Origin of the sequence: Nitrospira sp., assembly GCA_029194665.1 — a bacterium.
Taxonomy (GTDB): Bacteria; Nitrospirota; Nitrospiria; order Nitrospirales; family Nitrospiraceae; genus Nitrospira_D.
In genome coordinates this window covers 1,172,444-1,189,784 of sequence record JARFXO010000001.1, presented here as the reverse complement: position 1 = coordinate 1,189,784, position 17,341 = coordinate 1,172,444, and the positions used below count along the sequence as shown (strand labels likewise).

Genomic DNA, 17,341 nt, shown 5'->3' with positions numbered 1-17,341 from the left:
AACCTGTCAAAATCCTTATACACAGGATTATTCACACCTGTGGACAACCATCTTCTCATCCGTTACATACCTACCAAAAAGCAATGGTGACTACCATGTCGCACTGCGTCATGTCGAGCTTATGAAGACACCCCTGTCAGCACTCTACTTCCCCTTCCCAAACTCTTCACAGGTTCCACCTCTTCCATAAAGAAATAATCCACAAGGTTATCCTTTATTAGATAGCTATATTTAATCAATGATATCAACAATATTGTACTTATACACCCTATTCACTTTCCTACTCCTACTCCTACCACTACGAATTTTCTTTACTCCAAAGCTTCGGAGTCAAAGAGTCACAACCTTGCTCTCAAGGACTATCGCCAACACCTGTTCATAGGACAACCGCTCCCCTTCCATTAATCGGGTGCTAGTCGCTGCACGCAATACTTTTCCTGGAAGAAGGGGATCTTCCACCGAAAGCACCACTGCAGAACTGTCCCAGGAGAGGAGGGCAGGGGACAGACTCTGAAGCGGAGAACGAACAACGTAGACGAGCGCCGGCATAGAAGAATCTCCCGAATCAAAAAACGAGTGCGCAGTCCATGGATCCGACAAGGGACCTGATCGTTTCGTCATTTTCTCGTCTGGTGGAGAATTCGTCCCGAACTGGTATCCGGTCTGGTCTGTCTTGTAGAACAACAGGGATTTCGAGCTGTTCAATCGAGGGAAGATATTTTTCGAGGATATCGACATCGATGATGTCGTCAGTCTCCTCCGAGAGAAGACGAGCAGCTTCCCCAAGAAGCACAACCGTTGTCGTATGAGATCCCGCCGCAAGACCGAGCGCAATACGCAAGGCCTCGACGGGCCTATGAGTCTTTCGAGGATCTTCCTGAATAACAACAGCTATATTTTTCGCCATGAATGAGGATATTCAGGTGAACGACAAAAACGGATCGCAGGCATCTATAATTCCAGACAGCACGACGAGGCCGCAGAGTGACATCTTCGGATCAATGGTCGCCGTTGGAACGTGGTGTTGTTGACACCCATAAGCACATGCAAAAACGCGGGCCCCTGCTTGGGCGAGACCTCGGTAGTGCTCGGTGTGGATGTTCTTCACGCCTTCATCAATGAGATACAGATAGACATCGTGGCCGGCATCTAGGGCTGCGCGCGCAAGCCCATGAACAGTCTCAGCACTACTGTGTGATGGGGGAAGAGCCAGGAGGAAACCTATCTTCTTTGAATTCACAGGAATTTACGATTAATTTTATATAGTTACATTTTTACATATCACTGGAGAATAAGTGGTTTTCTGCAGAAAGTCAACCTGAAAAATGGGCGCTTCAGGAGCCGGAAACGAGAGAGTGAATCTGAGGACTTAGAGCGGAGAGACTCGCATCATACTGTACCCTGGTCTCCATATCGCGAAGAATACCTGACCCTTTCGCGACTTCGTCATCGCCGATGATGAGGGTGAACCGACAGCCCAGACGATCTGCCTGTCGTAAGTGAGTCTTCAAGGTTATGGATCGAAAATCAGAGACAGCTTGGAGCCCGGCAAGACGAAGTTCTTCGAGAGCCGTGAGGCCAGCCACAGCACCGTCACCGCCGAAGCCCGCGACATACACAGTCACAGCACGTGGAATCTTTTTAATCGTGTACTCAGGCAACAACATCGTTACTCTTTCAAGACCGACGGCAAAACCCACAGCCGGGGTAGATGGCCCTCCGAGCGTTTCAACCAATGCATCGTACCGTCCGCCTGCCCCCACAGCATTCTGAGCCCCCAAGTTGGTCGCAGTAACCTCAAAAGTGGTGAGGTTGTAGTAATCAAGACCTCGAACGAGCCGATGATTCAACGAGTAGGGAATCTTCACGACATCAAGGCCGGATAAGACTCGTGCGAAGTACGAACGAGCTGCCTCGGAAAGGGAGTCGGTTAACCGCGGAGCCGTCTCCGTAATCGCCCGACACTCAGGGACTTTGCAGTCAAGGACGCGCAGAGGATTCGCTTCGATGCGATGTCTGCAATTCGCACAAAGGCCGGATTCATGCTGCTTGAGGTAACTCACGAGGTGGGGCCGATAGGTGTCTCGATCAGCTGTATAGCCGAGGTTGTTAATCTCCAAGGTGAGACCGGGTAGATCCAGGTCAGACAGGATTCGCCAGAGGAGGGCAATGACCTCCACATCGGCCTGGGGATCAGCCATTCCAAGCGATTCGACACCAAACTGATGAAATTGCCGCAGCCGGCCTGCTTGAGGCCTCTCGTGACGGAACATCGGTCCGAAATAGAAATATTTCTGAGGAACGGGGATCGCAGCGAGATTGTGCTCGATATAGGCTCGCACTGTCCCGGCGGTTCCTTCAGGTCGAAGGGTCAGAGAGGTACCGTCCCGGTCCTGGAACGTGTACATTTCCTTCTCGACAATGTCGGTCGATGCGCCGATGCTCCGTGCAAACAATGTTGTGACTTCAAAGATCGGAATGCGAATTTCATGAAATCCATAGCGGTGGGCCCACCGTCTGGCAGCCTCTTCGATAAGGCGCCAACGGGGCGTCTCTTCCGGCAGCAGATCTTTGACACCTTTAATGCCCTTGATCAGGGACATCTGGTCACCACCTCCATACGAGGATGCGTGTTACAGAACACAGTTCGTACGGACTATAGCGACGCCTTTCGAGGCAAGTCAACGGACCGGCAACGGACCGGCAACTTGCGCCATGTTGACGTGAGAGGTATAGTGCGCGACCTATAGTTCGATACGATGTGAAAGCCTTTTTATGAGTCAAGACCAATCAGGTCGCCGAGTCGTGGCCATCGCTCCCATGCCCCCGGAGAAATCTGCTTATGCGCTGGCCCGCTACAGCCGGTCGCCGGATTCCATCGAAGACAGCATCCGGTGGGTTCATGGACATTCCTCGGAAAAGTTCTGGGAGCAGTTTTACTTCGATTACGGTCATGCGTCGATCGCCGATCTCGGCCACGTCATCATCTGTTTTGAAGACATCTCGGAACTCGCCGCCATTCGTTTGGAGGACGAGGCGCTCTGGGACGGCCAGGCGAAATCGAGCCGCTATCAGAATTTTGCCTCGAGCAGGTGGTTTGTGCCGGGCCAGATCCGAGGCAGCGAAACGGAAGCCCTCTATGAAGGCATTCTCCGCAGTCTGTCTGAAATTTATCGATTGCTGCACGATCCTCTGATCGCATTCCTCTCTGAACGGGAGCCGCGTCCGGAGTCCATGAAAACGGCCGATTATCAGAGGACAATCGGGGCACGAGCGTTTGATATCACCCGTTACCTGCTTCCTCTTGCGGCAAAGACCAACGTAGGGCAAGTCGTGAGCATCCGGACCCTGGAAAAACAGATGACGCGCCTGTTGTCGTCGCAATTGCCGGAACTGCGGGGGATCGGTGAGGATTTGAAAGGGGCCTGCGAGCGGCCGCCGGTGAATCTATGGGGCGAACTCTGTGGTCAGGCCTCAGGATTGAACGATCCTCTGGCTCCCACACTGGCCCGGCATGCGAAGGCGAATGAGTACCAAGAATCGGTGTACTCCGATTTGGCCCGTCATGCGAAAGATGCACTGCGCGGCACAGGGTTGGATCAGCCCGGTACGTGGGGTACCGTCGAATCGGTCGACCTGATTGACCCACATCAGCCGCTTGACGAAATTGTCACGACGCTTCTTTATCGCGTGTCGCAGGCCCCATACCGGAAGATACTCGAGGTTGTGAGAGACTGGTCTGAGAAGGAGAAACAGTCGACCATCGAAGTCGCCACGAGACAGCGCGGGCCGTACGATGAACTGGTCAAGGAGTTCCGCAGCGGCTATGCATTCAACTTCGATATCCTGATGGACATCGGCGCCTGGCGGGATATGCACCGCCATCGGCGGTGCCAGCAAGTCCAGCAAAACTTCACGACTCTTCATGGCTATGACGTTCCGCCGCCGCTTATTGAAGCAGGGCTGGATCAGGAGTATCGGCAAGCGATGGATGCCGTGCGTCAGGATATCGAGTCGCTCAAGAATAAGGATCAGGAAGCCTCACTCTACGCCATTCCGTTCGGCTTCAAGGTGCGCTGCTTGTTCAAGATGGACTACGCCGAAGCGGAGTATATCGCCAAACTCCGATCCGGTGTGAAAGGCCATTGGTCGTACAGAACGGTTGCCTGGCAGATGAAACAGCAGCTGGCCGAGAAATTTCCGTTCCTTGGCGAGGCTATCCAGGCGACACCACCTGATGTCGAAGACGCACTGACTCGGTAAGATCCGCTCATCGGACATGAGCACCTATCAGCAACAATGTGAAGCCGCCATCGTGGCGGGAGCATGGGACACCTTGTTCGCTGAGTCGTTGGATTGGAGCCGAGATCCGGACGGGGCAAAGGATCCACGCCCTCTCTTCGCCCGAAACGTCGTGTATCTCTTGCAGGGTCGGTTTGCGGATGCCTGGAAAGCCCATGCGCTCTGCCTCGACGTGGCGAAAGACATTGCGGCCGTGGGAACGTGGGTGGAGGATCTGCTCGATCGGCATCCGGACAATGGCTACTGCTATTTGGTCGTGGGAATATTTCTGGCGCAATCGGGTCACTCGGAGCAATCCATGAGACCCTACTCAGACGCTGCTCGGTTACTCCCGCAATCCGCCTATCCGCATTACTTTCTGGCACAGGTTCACGAACGGGCCGGCCATCTTGAAATGGCGATCAAGGGGTATCGTGAAGCCGTCCGACTCGCCCCGAACTACGCGCCGGCACGGATGAATCTTGGGGTCGCGTATCAAGATCAAGGGCGCCTGGAAATGGCGATCAAAGAATACCGGGAGGTGGTGAAGCTCACGCCCAACGATTCGGCAGCCCATTCCAATCTCGCCTGTGCTCTCGCAGAGCAGGGGAAGATGGAGCCGGCGGTGCAGTCCTACAAGACCGCCTTGAAACTGAACCCACAGGACGCCGAAGTCCACTTCGCGCTGGGTGGACTGTACGAAGTGCGGGGACGCCTGGACCTCGCGCACAAGAGTTACCAAGACGCACTCAACGCCGATCCCGACTGCGGCCCCGCCCATTCCGCGCTCGGGTGGCTGGCATTGGGCAAGCATAGACTTCAGGAAGCGACGGACATGTTCAACCGGGCGCTTAAGTGCAATGAAGAAGATGCGCGGGCCTATCACGGCATCGCTGAAATTTATGCCCTGCGTGGCAAGCACCAGAGCGCGATGGACAACTACACCAAAGCTCTGAAGTACTATCGCGATCCCGAAAAAAAGAATCAGATCATGAACCAGTTGTTCCAGCAAGGGCAGGTCGGGGATTGAAGGGATAGAGCCGGTGCTCGCCGAGCGCGATTAATGAACGACGAAGCCGTGCCTTACAGCTCGCGGATGGCACCTTGCAGCACGGTGATCTGTGTGGTGGGGTCGCCCGTCGCTTTCAATTCATTGCGGATCTGATCCTTCAAGTAGGATGAATAACCGACACGGTCGATGAGGACGTCCAAAAATCGTTCGGTCGAGAGTAGGCTTTGTTCTTTGAGTTCTTCTATCGTCTCATCACTCACGGGTATGTATGTGCTGCCGATATGGAAGACCACGTTGTAGTGCCGTCCTTTGGCAATCCGCTCAAACCGTAAGCCCTTCACAAGTTCCTCCACAGAAGGCGCTCATTCTAGACAAGATGTGGTCGTGAAGACAAGGGCAACTTCTCGGTCCCAATGGTGGACAGGTAGCGCGAAGGGCATTTATTATGACCCTTCCTCGCCGTGAAATGCAGCTGAGCTCAGTCCCGATGACTGCAACGGACCTCATCGAATCGTGGATCAGCCGGCTCGAAGCGGAGCAAGTCCGTCTGTCTGAAACAGAGCAGGACGCTCCTGTCGTGGCGTCGCAAGGTCGCCTACTGCAGACAACAGGCGATCTCCATCTGTACGAGTTTATGGTGCCTGCTGAGGTCACGCTATGCGCCGATCTTCCGGTGTCCATCGTCCCCACCAACGAAGCGGACACGACGGAAGGAATTGTGCTCCAGCAGATCGGGAACAGCATACTTGTCCAGCTGGTCGATGCCCTTGGAGCCGAAGTTTCTTCTGTCACTCTCATTCCAGATCAGGCCGGCCTGGTCACTAGGTCGACCTTCCGTCTGAAAGAAATGCTGGCGAAGCCGGACCAATATCACCTCGGGTCGGCCGAGCGGTTAGCGTCGCTGTTACAGGTGCAGGAAGATCAGGTCGCAACATTCCCCTCTGCCTCATCAGTCTTCACAGCGGTGTGGTCGGATGACCGATCGTTCCGCCGTCAAAAGCTCGCTAGTCTGGCGATGGAACTCATTCGCGGCAACAAACGCATACTCCTGATCAGTCCCGATCACCAGGCATGCGATGAGATTGTAGGGATCGTGGGGCGTACCATGAAGGCCGGCGGACTGAACCACAAAACGTGGATCACTCGGTATGAACTCCCGATTGCTTCGCAAGCCGACGGCGTCGACCTTCAGGAACTGGGGTTCGAGGCGCAAAGGCATCAATTCTATGCCAAGTCACAGGGTGACAAGGCCTCCTTGAAGCAGAAGTACGACCGCTTCCGAAAACTCGCACCGTTTTTGTCTCAGAAAGAAGCGAAACAGCAAGACCTGGACGAAGTCCGCCTGTTGGAATGGCGCCTCGTCACACAAGTGCGAGATCTTCAAGTGAGAATGGCCGATGTCCGGAAAACACTCGAGGAGTTCGAAAACCTACCCTTGTTTCAACGTCTGACGATGCAGGCGGTGGGGAAGAATGCGGAATCCCTCAAACAGTACTGCGCGTTGTATCAGGCTCAGATGGACCAACTGAACAAAGAACTCGATGTCGCCAAAACGAACATTCAGCAGCTGGCTCCGGAGGCGACCATTCCCAGAGGGATGCGAACCGAGTTTGACGGACTCAAGGAGCACATCGCAAAACTCGGTGGTACGAAAAAGGTTCGTGAGCTGATGGCTGCCGAGGAGAATCCAAACCGCCAGGCCTTCCTGCAGAATCGACGAGTTGTTGCCGTCACAGCCATGCGAGTCGCGAGCGATCCTTTGTTCAGCCGGGTGCGCTTCGATGTCTTAATGATCGATGAGGCCCCGTGGATCGCCGTTCCTTCACTTCTGGCTGCGGCAGGACTGGTGCGCGAACGCATCGTCATCAGCGGCGGTCCACGAGACATCGCTGCAGCGGGACAATGGGCTCCGTCTCAGGCAACCACCCGTACCGCACATTGAGCAGCTGCCCCTGACAGTTGCTTGACGTGGGTAACGAGAATTCAGGATAATCCGACTCCTTTAGGGGCTGACCTCTTGGGACGCTCAACTAGTCTGGTCTTACACGAGGCCGGAGGGCGCCTGCGAACGAGAGTCAGAGTATTGTTATCGCTTTCGAGGATGTTCAAACAGGTTGTTCAGCGAGGCCGCAATAAGCGAGAGGTTGAGGCGTACTCTTCGTCGGCACGTCGAAACCTTAGAGCGAAACGAGAACGAAGCTGACGGGTTCTTTCAACATCCCCTAGGGCCGAAGTGGCGGAACTGGCAGACGCACTAGATTCAGGGTCTAGCGCCCTCACGGGTGTCCGGGTTCAAATCCCGGCTTCGGCACCACCCCTAACCAACTGAAAACACGAAAAAAAGCAATACAAATGGGAGAAACGCCGGTCAAGGCATACCTCTTTTTCATGCTATGTGCGCAATGCTCAAACCACGGGGATACATCTTATATCCGCTCATCTTTGTGGTTAAAATCAGACATCACTAACTCCTTAATGGTTAACTCCTCCGGCGGATGATGTCCCCGCGTGCTGTGACCCATCCGCCATCTATCAGCGTCTGCGCCAGGCGCCTATAGTACCCTCTTGCGCACCAGACCATGCCGGTCCGTAGTCCGTCAGCTAGAGCTTCGAGGATCTCCGCCTCGTCGGCTTGGCCTGCCATAAACCGGGCACGGAATGCGTCGTCAAACGCCATAGGGCCTCCTATTCGTCTTTAGAAGTTTACTAGTAGTCCTCTGGGAACATCAGCCCCGCGTTCGTTGGGTACAAGCCACGGCGTAGTGGGCCCGTTGCACCCCGGACGCACGCCCAGAATAGCTGTATTATCCTGGCCTAGCGCCGCATACCATGGTATCCCGACCGCCCATTTTGCCCTAGCCATTTCTCGGTGCCTGCACACTAAACCCTTGACCAGAGCGACAGTCCGCCGAGCGTCCGAACTCCGGGGGCTAGAGTGGTCAGCCGTGGACTACCAAGCGGGGACATTGGAATTTAGACAGCCGAAGGGTGGGCGAAAGAGGATCCTGCGAGGAACACCCGTGCTGACCAAAATCCTAGGGTCCGCAAAGCAATGTGCGGGAGACAGCGAGCATGTCTTCCCTGGACCGGACGGCAAGTGTCAGCGGTCATGCAATAATCCCCAGATGTGGTCAATGAATTCTCCCCACCCTCTCACCGAAGGAGGGATGTGATGGAACTTGACGATAGCAAGGAGACAACGATCATACCGTCCCAGGTAGACCACACTCGGGAGGTATGTATGGTGGATCAAGAGCGGTGGGCGGAGATTCGACGGTTGCGTCATGAAGAGCGGGGATCCATTTCAGGGATTGCGCGGCGGTTGGACCTGGATCGGAAGACCGTGCGGCGCAGTCTGCAGCAGACGACGTGGCAACCCTATCGCCGAGCGGCGATGACGGAGACGCTGCTGACCGCCCATGCCGACTTTGTGCGGACCCGTGCGTCGCAGGTTAATTATTCGGCGCGGATTCTCTATCAGGAACTGCGAGCGAGCCACGAGTACATCGGCAGTTATGAGACGGTGAAGCGAGGGGTGGCGCCGCTGCGTGAGGGTCAGCTGCAGGCGGAGCGGGCCCTCCTCCGCTTTGAGACACCGCCGGGCCAGCAGAGTCAGATTGATTGGGGCCAAGCCACCGTGCCCTTCCGCGCCGGCCCGACGGTGGTGCACGTGTTCGTGTTGACGTTGGGGTTCAGCCGACGTGGGTTCTATTACGCCTGTGCCGATGAGCGGCTGGCGCAGTTTCTCGAGGCCCATGAACGGGCTTTTGCGCATTTCGGTGGCCACACGCGAGAGCATCTGTATGACCGACCGCGAACCGTCTGTTATGCGGATGAGACGGGGCGGCGGCTCTGGAATCCCACCTTCAAAGCCTTCGCCGACTATTGGGGCTTTGAGCCGCGCGTGTGTCGGCCCTATCGGGCCCAGACCAAGGGTAAGGTCGAATCCGGCGTGAAATATCTGAAACGGAACTTTCTGCCGGGACGAACGTTTGTCGATCTGGTGGACTTTCAAACCCAACTTGACGAATGGACCGCGACAATTGCCGACCGCCGCATCCATGGCACGACGCATGAGGAGCCACTCGTCCGGTTTGCGCGAGAACGCAACCACCTGGTCCCGCTGGCGGACCAGCGCGCCTTCCAGCAGGAGGCGCGCGTCTCACGGATCGTGGCCGAGGACTATTTGGTCAGCCTGGCGACGAACCGCTACTCCGTGCCCTTCCGGCTCATTGGTCAGCGGGTTGAAGTGCAACGACGGGGGGACACGGTCCACATCTTTCACCGTGACCAAGAGATCGCGACGCACCCGGTGCTCCCGGGCCAGCACCAATTCCGAATCCAGCCCGAGCACGGCCCTGGAGCCAGTGCGCGTCTCGCCCGCCACCGTCGGTCCACGGTGAGCGATCGGTCCCCTCGCCCCGATGCCTTGCCGGAGGTCGAAGTGCGGGATCTGGCCTGGTACGAGGCGGTGTGTGAGCGCACGGCGTCGCAGGAGGGGCGGCCATGAACGCGGCGCAACTGGAACGGCTCCGTGACCAACTCACGCGCCTACGGCTCTTGAAGAGTCGGGAGCGGCTGGAGGCCCTCTTACAAGAAGCGGCCGTCAAGGAGCTGCCCTATGCCGACTTCCTCGACCAGGTGCTCGGCGAAGAAGTCGCGTCCAAGACCGCGAAGAACATTGCGATGCGGACGAGTTTGGCGCGATTTCCATTCGTCAAGAGTCTGGAGGTCTTCGACTTCAGCTACCAGCCTTCGTTGGATAAGAAGCAGATTCAGCAGGTGGCGACCTGCCACTTCATCGAGCACGGCGAGAATGTCGTGATCTTGGGGCCGCCCGGTGTGGGCAAAAGCCACCTGGCCATCGGGCTAGGGCTGCAAGCCATTGCCCAGGGCTATCGGGTGTTGTTCACGACAGCCGCCGCCATGATCGCTACGCTGACTCGGGCGCTCACGGAGAATCGGCTGGAGGACAAGCTGAAGCTCTATACCATTCCCCGGTTGCTGATCATTGATGAGATCGGCTATCTGCCCATTGACCGCACCGGGGCCAACTTGTTCTTTCAGCTCATCTCACGCCGCTATGAGAAGGGGCCGATGATTTTGACCAGTAACCAGAGTTTCGGGGCTTGGGGCGAGGTGTTTGGCGACCGGGTGCTGGCGACTGCGATCCTGGATCGGGTGCTCCACCACGCGATCACCATCAACATCCGGGGCCATTCCTACCGGCTGAAGGAGAAACTCAAAGCCGGACTTGTGCGGGTCGAAGAAGCGTCAACGACAACCTAACGGGGTGGGGAATTTTCGATGACCATAACTGGGGCAATTTGGATGACCCTTGACAGGCAAGCAAATGACAAAGGACGCAAGAGCCCACCGGCTGGACAACATTGGCGTCCGCGCGGGGATAAGACTGAGCAGTCACAGATTCAGACATAGTGGGATTACGGATGCGCTGAAAACGGAGTGCCGCTATTCGCCGTGCAAGAACTCGCGGGCCATAGCCAGGTGCGGCTGCGGCTTCCGGCTCTTGTGAAGGGCACACCGTTGGTGCACCAGCTTCTTACCGAACCGGGCCCGGATGGCTTTGATCAATCCGCTGCCGCCATCCGTCACGAAGAGGATCCGTCGGGAGAGTACCAGGCCGCGCCGTTCCAAGTCGCTGAACAGCGCCGCACAGATCTCCTTATTCTCCGAAGAGGCTTGCCAAAACCCCAAGGCCCTCTTCTCCCCGCTCCGGTCCACGCCCAGCGCCACGACTTGAGAGGGTTCCTTTCTAATGGGTATTATGCACGTCACACTGCAATCGCTCTTGTGCAATGAGACAATCTTTTCCTCGTCTGGTGAAACTCTCCGCTCGTCTCTATGGTCGCTTTCGCCGGGTCTCGTTGGCGCTCTACAACAGAAAGGTTCCGTCGTCAATTCTCAATGTCGTCCTGTACCTGACGTATCTTTTCCAGTTTGTAGCGGTGCATCACAGGCTCCCGATAAGACCGGACCGCTTGTTCAATGACTTCCTCTTTCAAGTGAAGTCAGGATCTGAGCTGGAAAGCCCATTACGAAGACGTGTGTCCGATAAAGAGTATTGCAAGCTGTACACGGAGGAACGGCTCGGTGCCGGAACAACCGCTCCAACGATCCATGTTTTACGGAGTGAGGACGAAGTTGAGCGGTATAGGCCACCGGCATTTCCTTGCGTGATGAAGCCGACGAACAGCTCCGGAAGGGTGATCATCGCGCGCTCGGAGGATGAATACATTGCAGCCCTGCCCAAGATTGAGAATTGGTTTCACGAGGACTATTTTGTGTCCGACTTGGAAAAGAACTACGCCACCCTTGAACGGAAAGTCATCATTGAGGAATACATCGACGACTCTTTTTCGCTTGAGGGATCAGTTCACTGTCTGAAGGGGGAGCCGAAGCTCGTCAGCCTGATCGATCGGTACAGCAAGGCGCGTCAGACTTTCGACATCGATGGAACGCCTTTAGGAGTAAGCTTGTATTATCCCCTACAAGAATTCGAACCGGCCAGCTGGGACTTCTTGCCGGGCCTGTTGAGCCAATCGAGAATTCTGTCGGCCGAGTTCAGCTATATCAGAGTAGACTTTTTTACCGATACGAAGCGGGTGCTGTTCGGCGAGCTGACGAATTTGCCCGCAAGCGGGATCGGCCGGTTTTATCCGCCCGATGGGGAGAAGATATTTTCCGAGGTGTTCTTTCGGCCTGCGCGCCGACAAAGTCCAGCGGCCAATTCACCGTCAAACAGTCCTTTCGCTTGTTGATCCCCAAGATGCCGTCGACCTGGGCAAGGAGATCCGGTTTGGGGGCAGAGACACCAAAGAACTTGGTCATCCAGACATAAAGCTGCTCTTTGTCCCGAAACACCCATTCATGGACCACGGTCTTCCTCCGGATCTGTTGATATCCGGCCTGCTCCACAGTCCGGACAAAGTCGTTTTTGAGATAGTTCCCGACATGTCCCGTAGGGGTATGTTTTCCCACAAATCCGTCAAGGAAACGGCTCGTGGGCGAATCAGTCGTCACCTCGACCATTAAGAGCCGTCCGCCGACCCTGAGAGTCTTTCGGGTGGCTACGAGGAACTCAAACTGTTCCTGATCCGTAAGATGATGGATTCCTGCAATGGATATCACCGCATCGAAATAGTTCCTCCGTAGGCCGGTCAGGCTGAAGTCTGTTTTGAGAATATTCCACCTTTGCAACGTAGCCGGCACGACGAAATCCGCGAAGGTGACCAGCTCATTTGTCGCGACGCTCTTCATGAGGCTGCCCTCGAAGGGAACGTTGAGGATCCGTCGCGCTTTGAGACGCTTTATCGAATCATAGAGATATTGAATTTCCGAGGCGCGAGGAGAATTATCATCGGCGTAGGCATGGATGAGCTCATCGTTATTCCCAAATCGTTCTTGGTAGGTTGTCGGCATGACTCACCTCGATCGTTGTTCCCGAGCAGGATTTCTCCGGCTGGGTCCTTGCTGGCCTGATCGGTTTATCAGAGTAGGCCGATTGCTACAACCCAAAAGGTCTCATGCAAAAGTAGGGGTCATCGAGCAAGGGGCGGGCGAGTCGGTGGCATCGGGCCCGGCCAATGTGGTTGACGAGGCTCGTGTCACAACTAGGCTGGATGATACCTCCGTCTTCGTCAGTAACAATGGGACGGCCGAGGGATGCTCCGTGTAAGTAGCGCAAATACAGGTAATGGTAGTATTGTAACTGAGCGTAGGGCATGCTACGTCAGAGGGCCGGTTACGATGCTGAAAGGCAGGTCAACGATGCGGGCACTCCTTCTCGCGATCCTGTTGGTTGTCGACTGTTCGACAGCGGTGGCAGCCCTCTCCGGAGAGGAACCATACGAGGCTTTGCAGCGGGGAGACTACAGGCTCGCGGCAGGGCTCTTTTACCCCTTGGCGGAGAGAGGGGATGCACGAGCGCAGTACAATCTCGGACTGCTCTATGCGAGCGGCCTGGGTGTGACGCAGGACTACCAGGCTGCCTTGAAATGGCATCGGATGGCCGCCAAGCAGGGCCACGCCGGAGCGCAAAATGAACTGGCGCAAATGTATGACAAGGGACAAGGCGTTCCACAGGACCCTGTTCGTGCCTATATGTGGTACAGCATCGCGGGGGAATCGTTAGGCGGCGGGTCGAAACAAGAGCTGGCGAAGGATCGCGAAAAGGTGGCCTCACGCATGACTCCGGCCCAGATTCAGAAAGCGCAGGAGATGGCTCAGCGATGCTTAGAGTCGAAGTTCCAGAAATGTGACGAGAAGTAGGGTTTTTGCCACAAAACTGAACTCGCCTCTCCCCAATCCTACCTAACTCCGCCAAGCACGTAACTACCGCTACAATCGAGAGCCAGTTTCTCGGTCTTGCGTTAGTCGGAAAAATCCGTAGAATCTGGCGCGAAGACCCATGGGATAGCTGGAAGGCCTGGGCTTCGTGTTGTGCAACCATGAGCAAGATTCTGATTTCCTATCGACGTGAGGATAGCGCCGATGTCACCGGTCGGATCTATGATCGGCTGATCCAGGTGTTTCCACAGTCAGTCTTTCGGGATGTCGATTCGATTCCGTTAGGCGTCGACTTTCGGACCTATCTGGATGAACAGGTGGGCAAGTGTGATGTCTTCCTGGCGGTGATCGGGCCGGATTGGATGGGACCAAAAGACAGCCAGGGCAAGACCAGACTTGAAGACCCGCGCGATTTCGTGCGGATTGAAATCGAGTCGGCGCTGAAACGTCGGATTCCTGTGATTCCCGTTCTGGTAAGAGGAGCCTCGATGCCTTCCGCTAAGAATCTTCCAGACAGTATGCAGGCTTTAACCATGCGGAATTCTGCTATCGTAAGGTCGGGCCCGGACTTTCACCACGATATGGACCAGTTAATTGAATTCCTCAAATATTATCAGATTTCTGATCTCAGCGAGCGAGATAAGGTCAAAGCGATAGGGTCGGTTTTTATTAGTTATGCTAGGGAAGACCAAGGACGTGCCGAACAATTAGCAAGGGCGATCGAGCAAGAAGGTTGGCAAGTCTGGTGGGATTTCAAGATTCACCCTGGCGAGGACTTTGATGAAGCCATAGCAGAGGCGCTGAAGAAATCAAGTTGTGTCTTGGTGTTGTGGTCGGAGCGAGCTATATCGTCCAAATATGTGAAGGATGAGGCGAGAGAGGCCCTAGAGCACAGCAAACTAGTACCTGTCTTTATTGAGAATGTGAGAGCACCTTTAGGTCTAAGGGCGATTCAAGGCGTAAATCTGACAGATTGGACTGGAAGTCGCGACGATCCATACTATCAACTGATTGTAAAAGGCTTGGAGCGTTTTCGGCCCAAGTTGGCATAACCAGCTCAGGCGATAGACTACTTACTCTTGTTTTGGCCAATGTTGGACGTTGCTAGGCAACTTCTACAGTTCTAGGGTTTCGCATGGATATTGGCTTACAGGCGATCGGCGGCGTCTCCTGTTGTAGGAAAGTTCGGTGACAGTTCTGACTCTACCTTCAGGGTTCCGTCTCGTCCAGGACATTCCCTAACCCTGTGCCCTTTGCCCACGATTCAAGAGTTCTCCTCGTGCTTCCTCTTGCCTCCCTAACTCACAGAGGTGCAGACTAGAAGTCATTTCACAACCTTCCGTTCACCCTTCGACCGGCTCAGGGCGAACGGGTGTGGTACTGAAAACATGATATTTCTTCGTTCGTGCTGAGCCCGTCGAAGCACGGTCATGGGGTTTTGAAATAACATCTAGAACAAGTGGGTTGAGTCGTGGCGCTCCAACCGAGCAAGAAATCAATGAGACGGCTGATGGTGCTTGGTGCCGTCATCGTACTTCTGTCCTGCCTGCAGCTGAGTCAAGGTTCTAGAGCAGATGATACAGTCCTAGAGCGCCCAGGGTTCTCACTTGTGACACGAGACGGCTCCGGCGATGCCGGTCAGTATACGTCCGTCGCCATCGGGACCGACGGTCTCGGCCTCATCAGTTACTATGATGCGACCAATCGGGATCTGAAAGTGGCGCACTGTTCGAACCAGCTGTGCACCTCCGCGACGATCAGCTCCCTTGACCGCACTGGCGATGTTGGCCAGTACACCTCTATCGCGCTTGGGAGCGACGACAGAGCCTTCATGAGTTACTACGACGCGACAAATGGCGATCTGAAAGTCGCGCATTGCGTGGATATCGCCTGTACCTCGGCGACGCTCAAGACGCTCGACCATACTGGGAACGTCGGTCAGTACAGTTCCCTCACCATTGGCATCGACAAGCTGCCCCTTATCACCTACTACGATGTTACGAACGGCGACCTAAAGATTGCGCACTGTACCGATGTGGCCTGTGAGGCCGCGACAATAACCGTTCTTACGTTTCTGCAGGCTGAGGGGAACGTCGGCCAATACAGCTCGGTTGCTATCGCTATGGGCCAGGGCGTCATCACCTATTACGATGCGACCGACCACTACCTGAAGTCGGCCCTCTGCCCTGATCTACCCTGTACGGAACCGACTCTCACAACGACTCCTGACAAAACCGGCGATGTGGGCCGATACAGCTCGGTCACGATCGGGACAGACAGTCACCCGCTCATCAGCTATTACGACGCCACGAACGGCGATCTCAAAGTCATCCATTGCGAGGAGGTCCTGTGCATGTCCCCGACGCGAACCGTGCTTGAGAGCGAAGGCGATGTTGGCCGGCATACGTCCATCGTGATCGGAGCCGATGGGCTGGGCCTCGTCAGCTACTACGACGTGACGAACGGGGATTTGAAGGTGGCCCACTGTGGCGATGTCGCCTGTAGCTCCGCGACCCTCGCCACGCCGGACAGTACCGGCAACGTTGGCTCGTACACGTCCGTTGCCATTGGGGCAGATGGTCTGCCCCTCATCAGTTATTACGACGTCACCAACGGCGATCTTAAGGTTTCTCATTGTGACGACGTGGGTTGCACCAGAGCGAACGTAACCCCGTTGGACGGAGCAGCCATTGACGTCGGCGCGCCTTCTTCGATGGTGCTTGGCTCCGACGGCAGGGCCTTGATCAGCTACTACGATGCGACGAACGGCGATCTGAGGGTGGTTCACTGTGGTGACCTGACCTGCTCCTCAGCCACGTTGACGACCGTTCAGAGCCAGGACAATGCTGGTCAATACAGTTCCGTGACGATCGGCGCAGATGGGCTTCCCCTCATCAGCTATTACGATGCGACGAACGGCGATCTGAAAGTGGTGCACTGTGAGGATGCGGCCTGCATTTCCGCTACATCCTTTGCGTTAGACCAGGAGGGTCAGGTGGGTCAATTTACGTCGGTGACGATCGGGACTGACGGCCGAGGTCTCATCAGCTATTACGACGCCACGAACGGCGACCTAAAAATAGCGCATTGTGATGATCTCATCTGTAGCTCGGCCACGATGGCTACCTTGGCCAGCAAGGGCGACGTCGGTCAGTTCACCTCGATCACTATCGGTGCCGATGGCCTGGCGCTCATCATCTACTATGACGTCACCAACCAGGATCTGAAAGTAGCACATTGTGTCGATGTTGCCTGTGGTTCCGCGACAGAAAGCACGGTGGATAGTAGGGGCGATGTCGGCCAGTATGGCTCCGTTGTGATTGGGGCCGATGGGTTTGGTTTAATCAGTTACTACGATGCGACAAACGGTGACTTGAAAGTGGCCCACTGCGCAGATCTTGGCTGTCGCTCGTCCAGAGTCGGCACACTTCACAGCCAGGACGACATCGGTCGATTCTCTTCGATCACCATTGGTGCTGATGAACGGGGGTTGATCAGCTATTACGATGCCACGAACGGGGACTTACGAGTCGCTCGCTGCGCCGATGTCGGCTGTGAAACGGTCACCCACACGGCTGTCCAGAGCTGGGACGATATCGGCCAGTTCACGACGATTACGATCGGCACGGATGGCCGACCCTTGGTCAGCTACTACGACGCCACGAACGGTGATCTGAAAGTGGCCCACTGTTCCAACCGCTTCTGTGTGCCCTATCATCGGCGTTGAAAAGAGGCACT

General features: G+C 55.6%; 16 protein-coding genes and 1 tRNA gene. 9 read left to right on the top strand and 8 right to left on the bottom strand.

Annotated elements, in window-relative coordinates; all coding sequences use genetic code 11:
* Positions 1–330: 330 nt before the first annotated feature.
* From P0119_05685 to hisS, 4 genes are all read right to left on the bottom strand, one after another.
* Positions 331–549 (bottom strand): hypothetical protein, encoded by a 219-nt coding sequence (locus P0119_05685; GenBank protein ID MDF0665553.1) that lies wholly within the window; start codon positions 547–549, stop codon positions 331–333.
* Between the two features lie 16 nt (positions 550–565).
* Positions 566–907, bottom strand: a complete 342-nt coding sequence (locus P0119_05680) for a hypothetical protein (GenBank protein MDF0665552.1) — start codon at positions 905–907, stop codon at positions 566–568.
* A gap of 12 nt (positions 908–919) precedes the next feature.
* Entirely contained in the window at positions 920–1,240 is a 321-nt protein-coding gene (locus P0119_05675) for a DsrE family protein (protein ID MDF0665551.1), read from the bottom strand.
* Between the two features lie 94 nt (positions 1,241–1,334).
* Positions 1,335–2,603, bottom strand: a complete 1,269-nt coding sequence (gene hisS, locus P0119_05670; GenBank protein MDF0665550.1) for a histidine--tRNA ligase — start codon at positions 2,601–2,603, stop codon at positions 1,335–1,337.
* 172 nt (positions 2,604–2,775) lie between these two features.
* Here hisS and P0119_05665 point away from each other — a divergent pair, with 172 nt between their 5' ends.
* Positions 2,776–4,263, top strand: coding sequence for an FAD-dependent thymidylate synthase (locus P0119_05665; protein MDF0665549.1), 1,488 nt, complete (start codon positions 2,776–2,778; stop codon positions 4,261–4,263).
* Positions 4,264–4,279: 16 nt separating this feature from the next.
* Positions 4,280–5,311 (top strand): tetratricopeptide repeat protein, encoded by a 1,032-nt coding sequence (locus P0119_05660; GenBank protein ID MDF0665548.1) that lies wholly within the window; start codon positions 4,280–4,282, stop codon positions 5,309–5,311.
* 53 nt (positions 5,312–5,364) lie between these two features.
* On the opposite strand, the gene P0119_05655 is transcribed toward P0119_05660, so the two are convergent.
* A complete protein-coding gene (locus P0119_05655) occupies positions 5,365–5,646 on the bottom strand; it encodes a hypothetical protein (GenBank protein ID MDF0665547.1) in 282 nt (93 codons plus the stop codon).
* A gap of 134 nt (positions 5,647–5,780) precedes the next feature.
* Here P0119_05655 and P0119_05650 point away from each other — a divergent pair, with 134 nt between their 5' ends.
* Together P0119_05650 and P0119_05645 are read left to right on the top strand one after the other, a co-directional pair.
* Positions 5,781–7,235 carry an AAA domain-containing protein gene (locus P0119_05650; protein MDF0665546.1) on the top strand — a complete coding sequence of 485 codons (1,455 nt, stop codon included), beginning with the start codon at positions 5,781–5,783 and terminating at the stop codon, positions 7,233–7,235.
* A gap of 285 nt (positions 7,236–7,520) precedes the next feature.
* Positions 7,521–7,607, top strand: a tRNA-Leu gene (locus tag P0119_05645).
* Between the two features lie 165 nt (positions 7,608–7,772).
* Here P0119_05645 and P0119_05640 read toward each other — a convergent pair.
* Complete coding sequence (locus tag P0119_05640) at positions 7,773–7,970, bottom strand: hypothetical protein (GenBank protein MDF0665545.1); 198 nt, start codon at positions 7,968–7,970, stop codon at positions 7,773–7,775.
* A gap of 564 nt (positions 7,971–8,534) precedes the next feature.
* Between P0119_05640 and istA the strand changes: the two genes are divergently transcribed.
* Entirely contained in the window at positions 8,535–9,803 is a 1,269-nt protein-coding gene (istA, locus tag P0119_05635) for an IS21 family transposase (GenBank protein MDF0665544.1), read from the top strand.
* A complete protein-coding gene (istB, locus tag P0119_05630; protein ID MDF0665543.1) occupies positions 9,800–10,582 on the top strand; it encodes an IS21-like element helper ATPase IstB in 783 nt (260 codons plus the stop codon). Before istA ends, istB begins: the two co-directional genes overlap by 4 nt.
* A gap of 183 nt (positions 10,583–10,765) precedes the next feature.
* Here istB and P0119_05625 read toward each other — a convergent pair whose 3' ends face one another.
* Complete coding sequence (locus P0119_05625; GenBank protein ID MDF0665542.1) at positions 10,766–11,092, bottom strand: transposase; 327 nt, start codon at positions 11,090–11,092, stop codon at positions 10,766–10,768.
* A gap of 810 nt (positions 11,093–11,902) precedes the next feature.
* Positions 11,903–12,736: a hypothetical protein gene (locus P0119_05620; protein MDF0665541.1), complete on the bottom strand. Its 834-nt coding sequence runs from the start codon at positions 12,734–12,736 to the stop codon at positions 11,903–11,905.
* Between the two features lie 348 nt (positions 12,737–13,084).
* On the opposite strand from P0119_05620, the gene P0119_05615 reads away from it, so the two are divergent.
* The 3 genes from P0119_05615 (at position 13,085) to P0119_05605 (ending at position 17,330) form a co-directional block, all read left to right on the top strand.
* Positions 13,085–13,585 (top strand): tetratricopeptide repeat protein, encoded by a 501-nt coding sequence (locus P0119_05615; protein MDF0665540.1) that lies wholly within the window; start codon positions 13,085–13,087, stop codon positions 13,583–13,585.
* A gap of 179 nt (positions 13,586–13,764) precedes the next feature.
* Complete coding sequence (locus P0119_05610; GenBank protein ID MDF0665539.1) at positions 13,765–14,655, top strand: toll/interleukin-1 receptor domain-containing protein; 891 nt, start codon at positions 13,765–13,767, stop codon at positions 14,653–14,655.
* Positions 14,656–15,212: 557 nt separating this feature from the next.
* Positions 15,213–17,330, top strand: coding sequence for a hypothetical protein (locus P0119_05605; GenBank protein ID MDF0665538.1), 2,118 nt, complete (start codon positions 15,213–15,215; stop codon positions 17,328–17,330).
* The last annotated feature ends 11 nt before the right edge of the window (positions 17,331–17,341 follow it).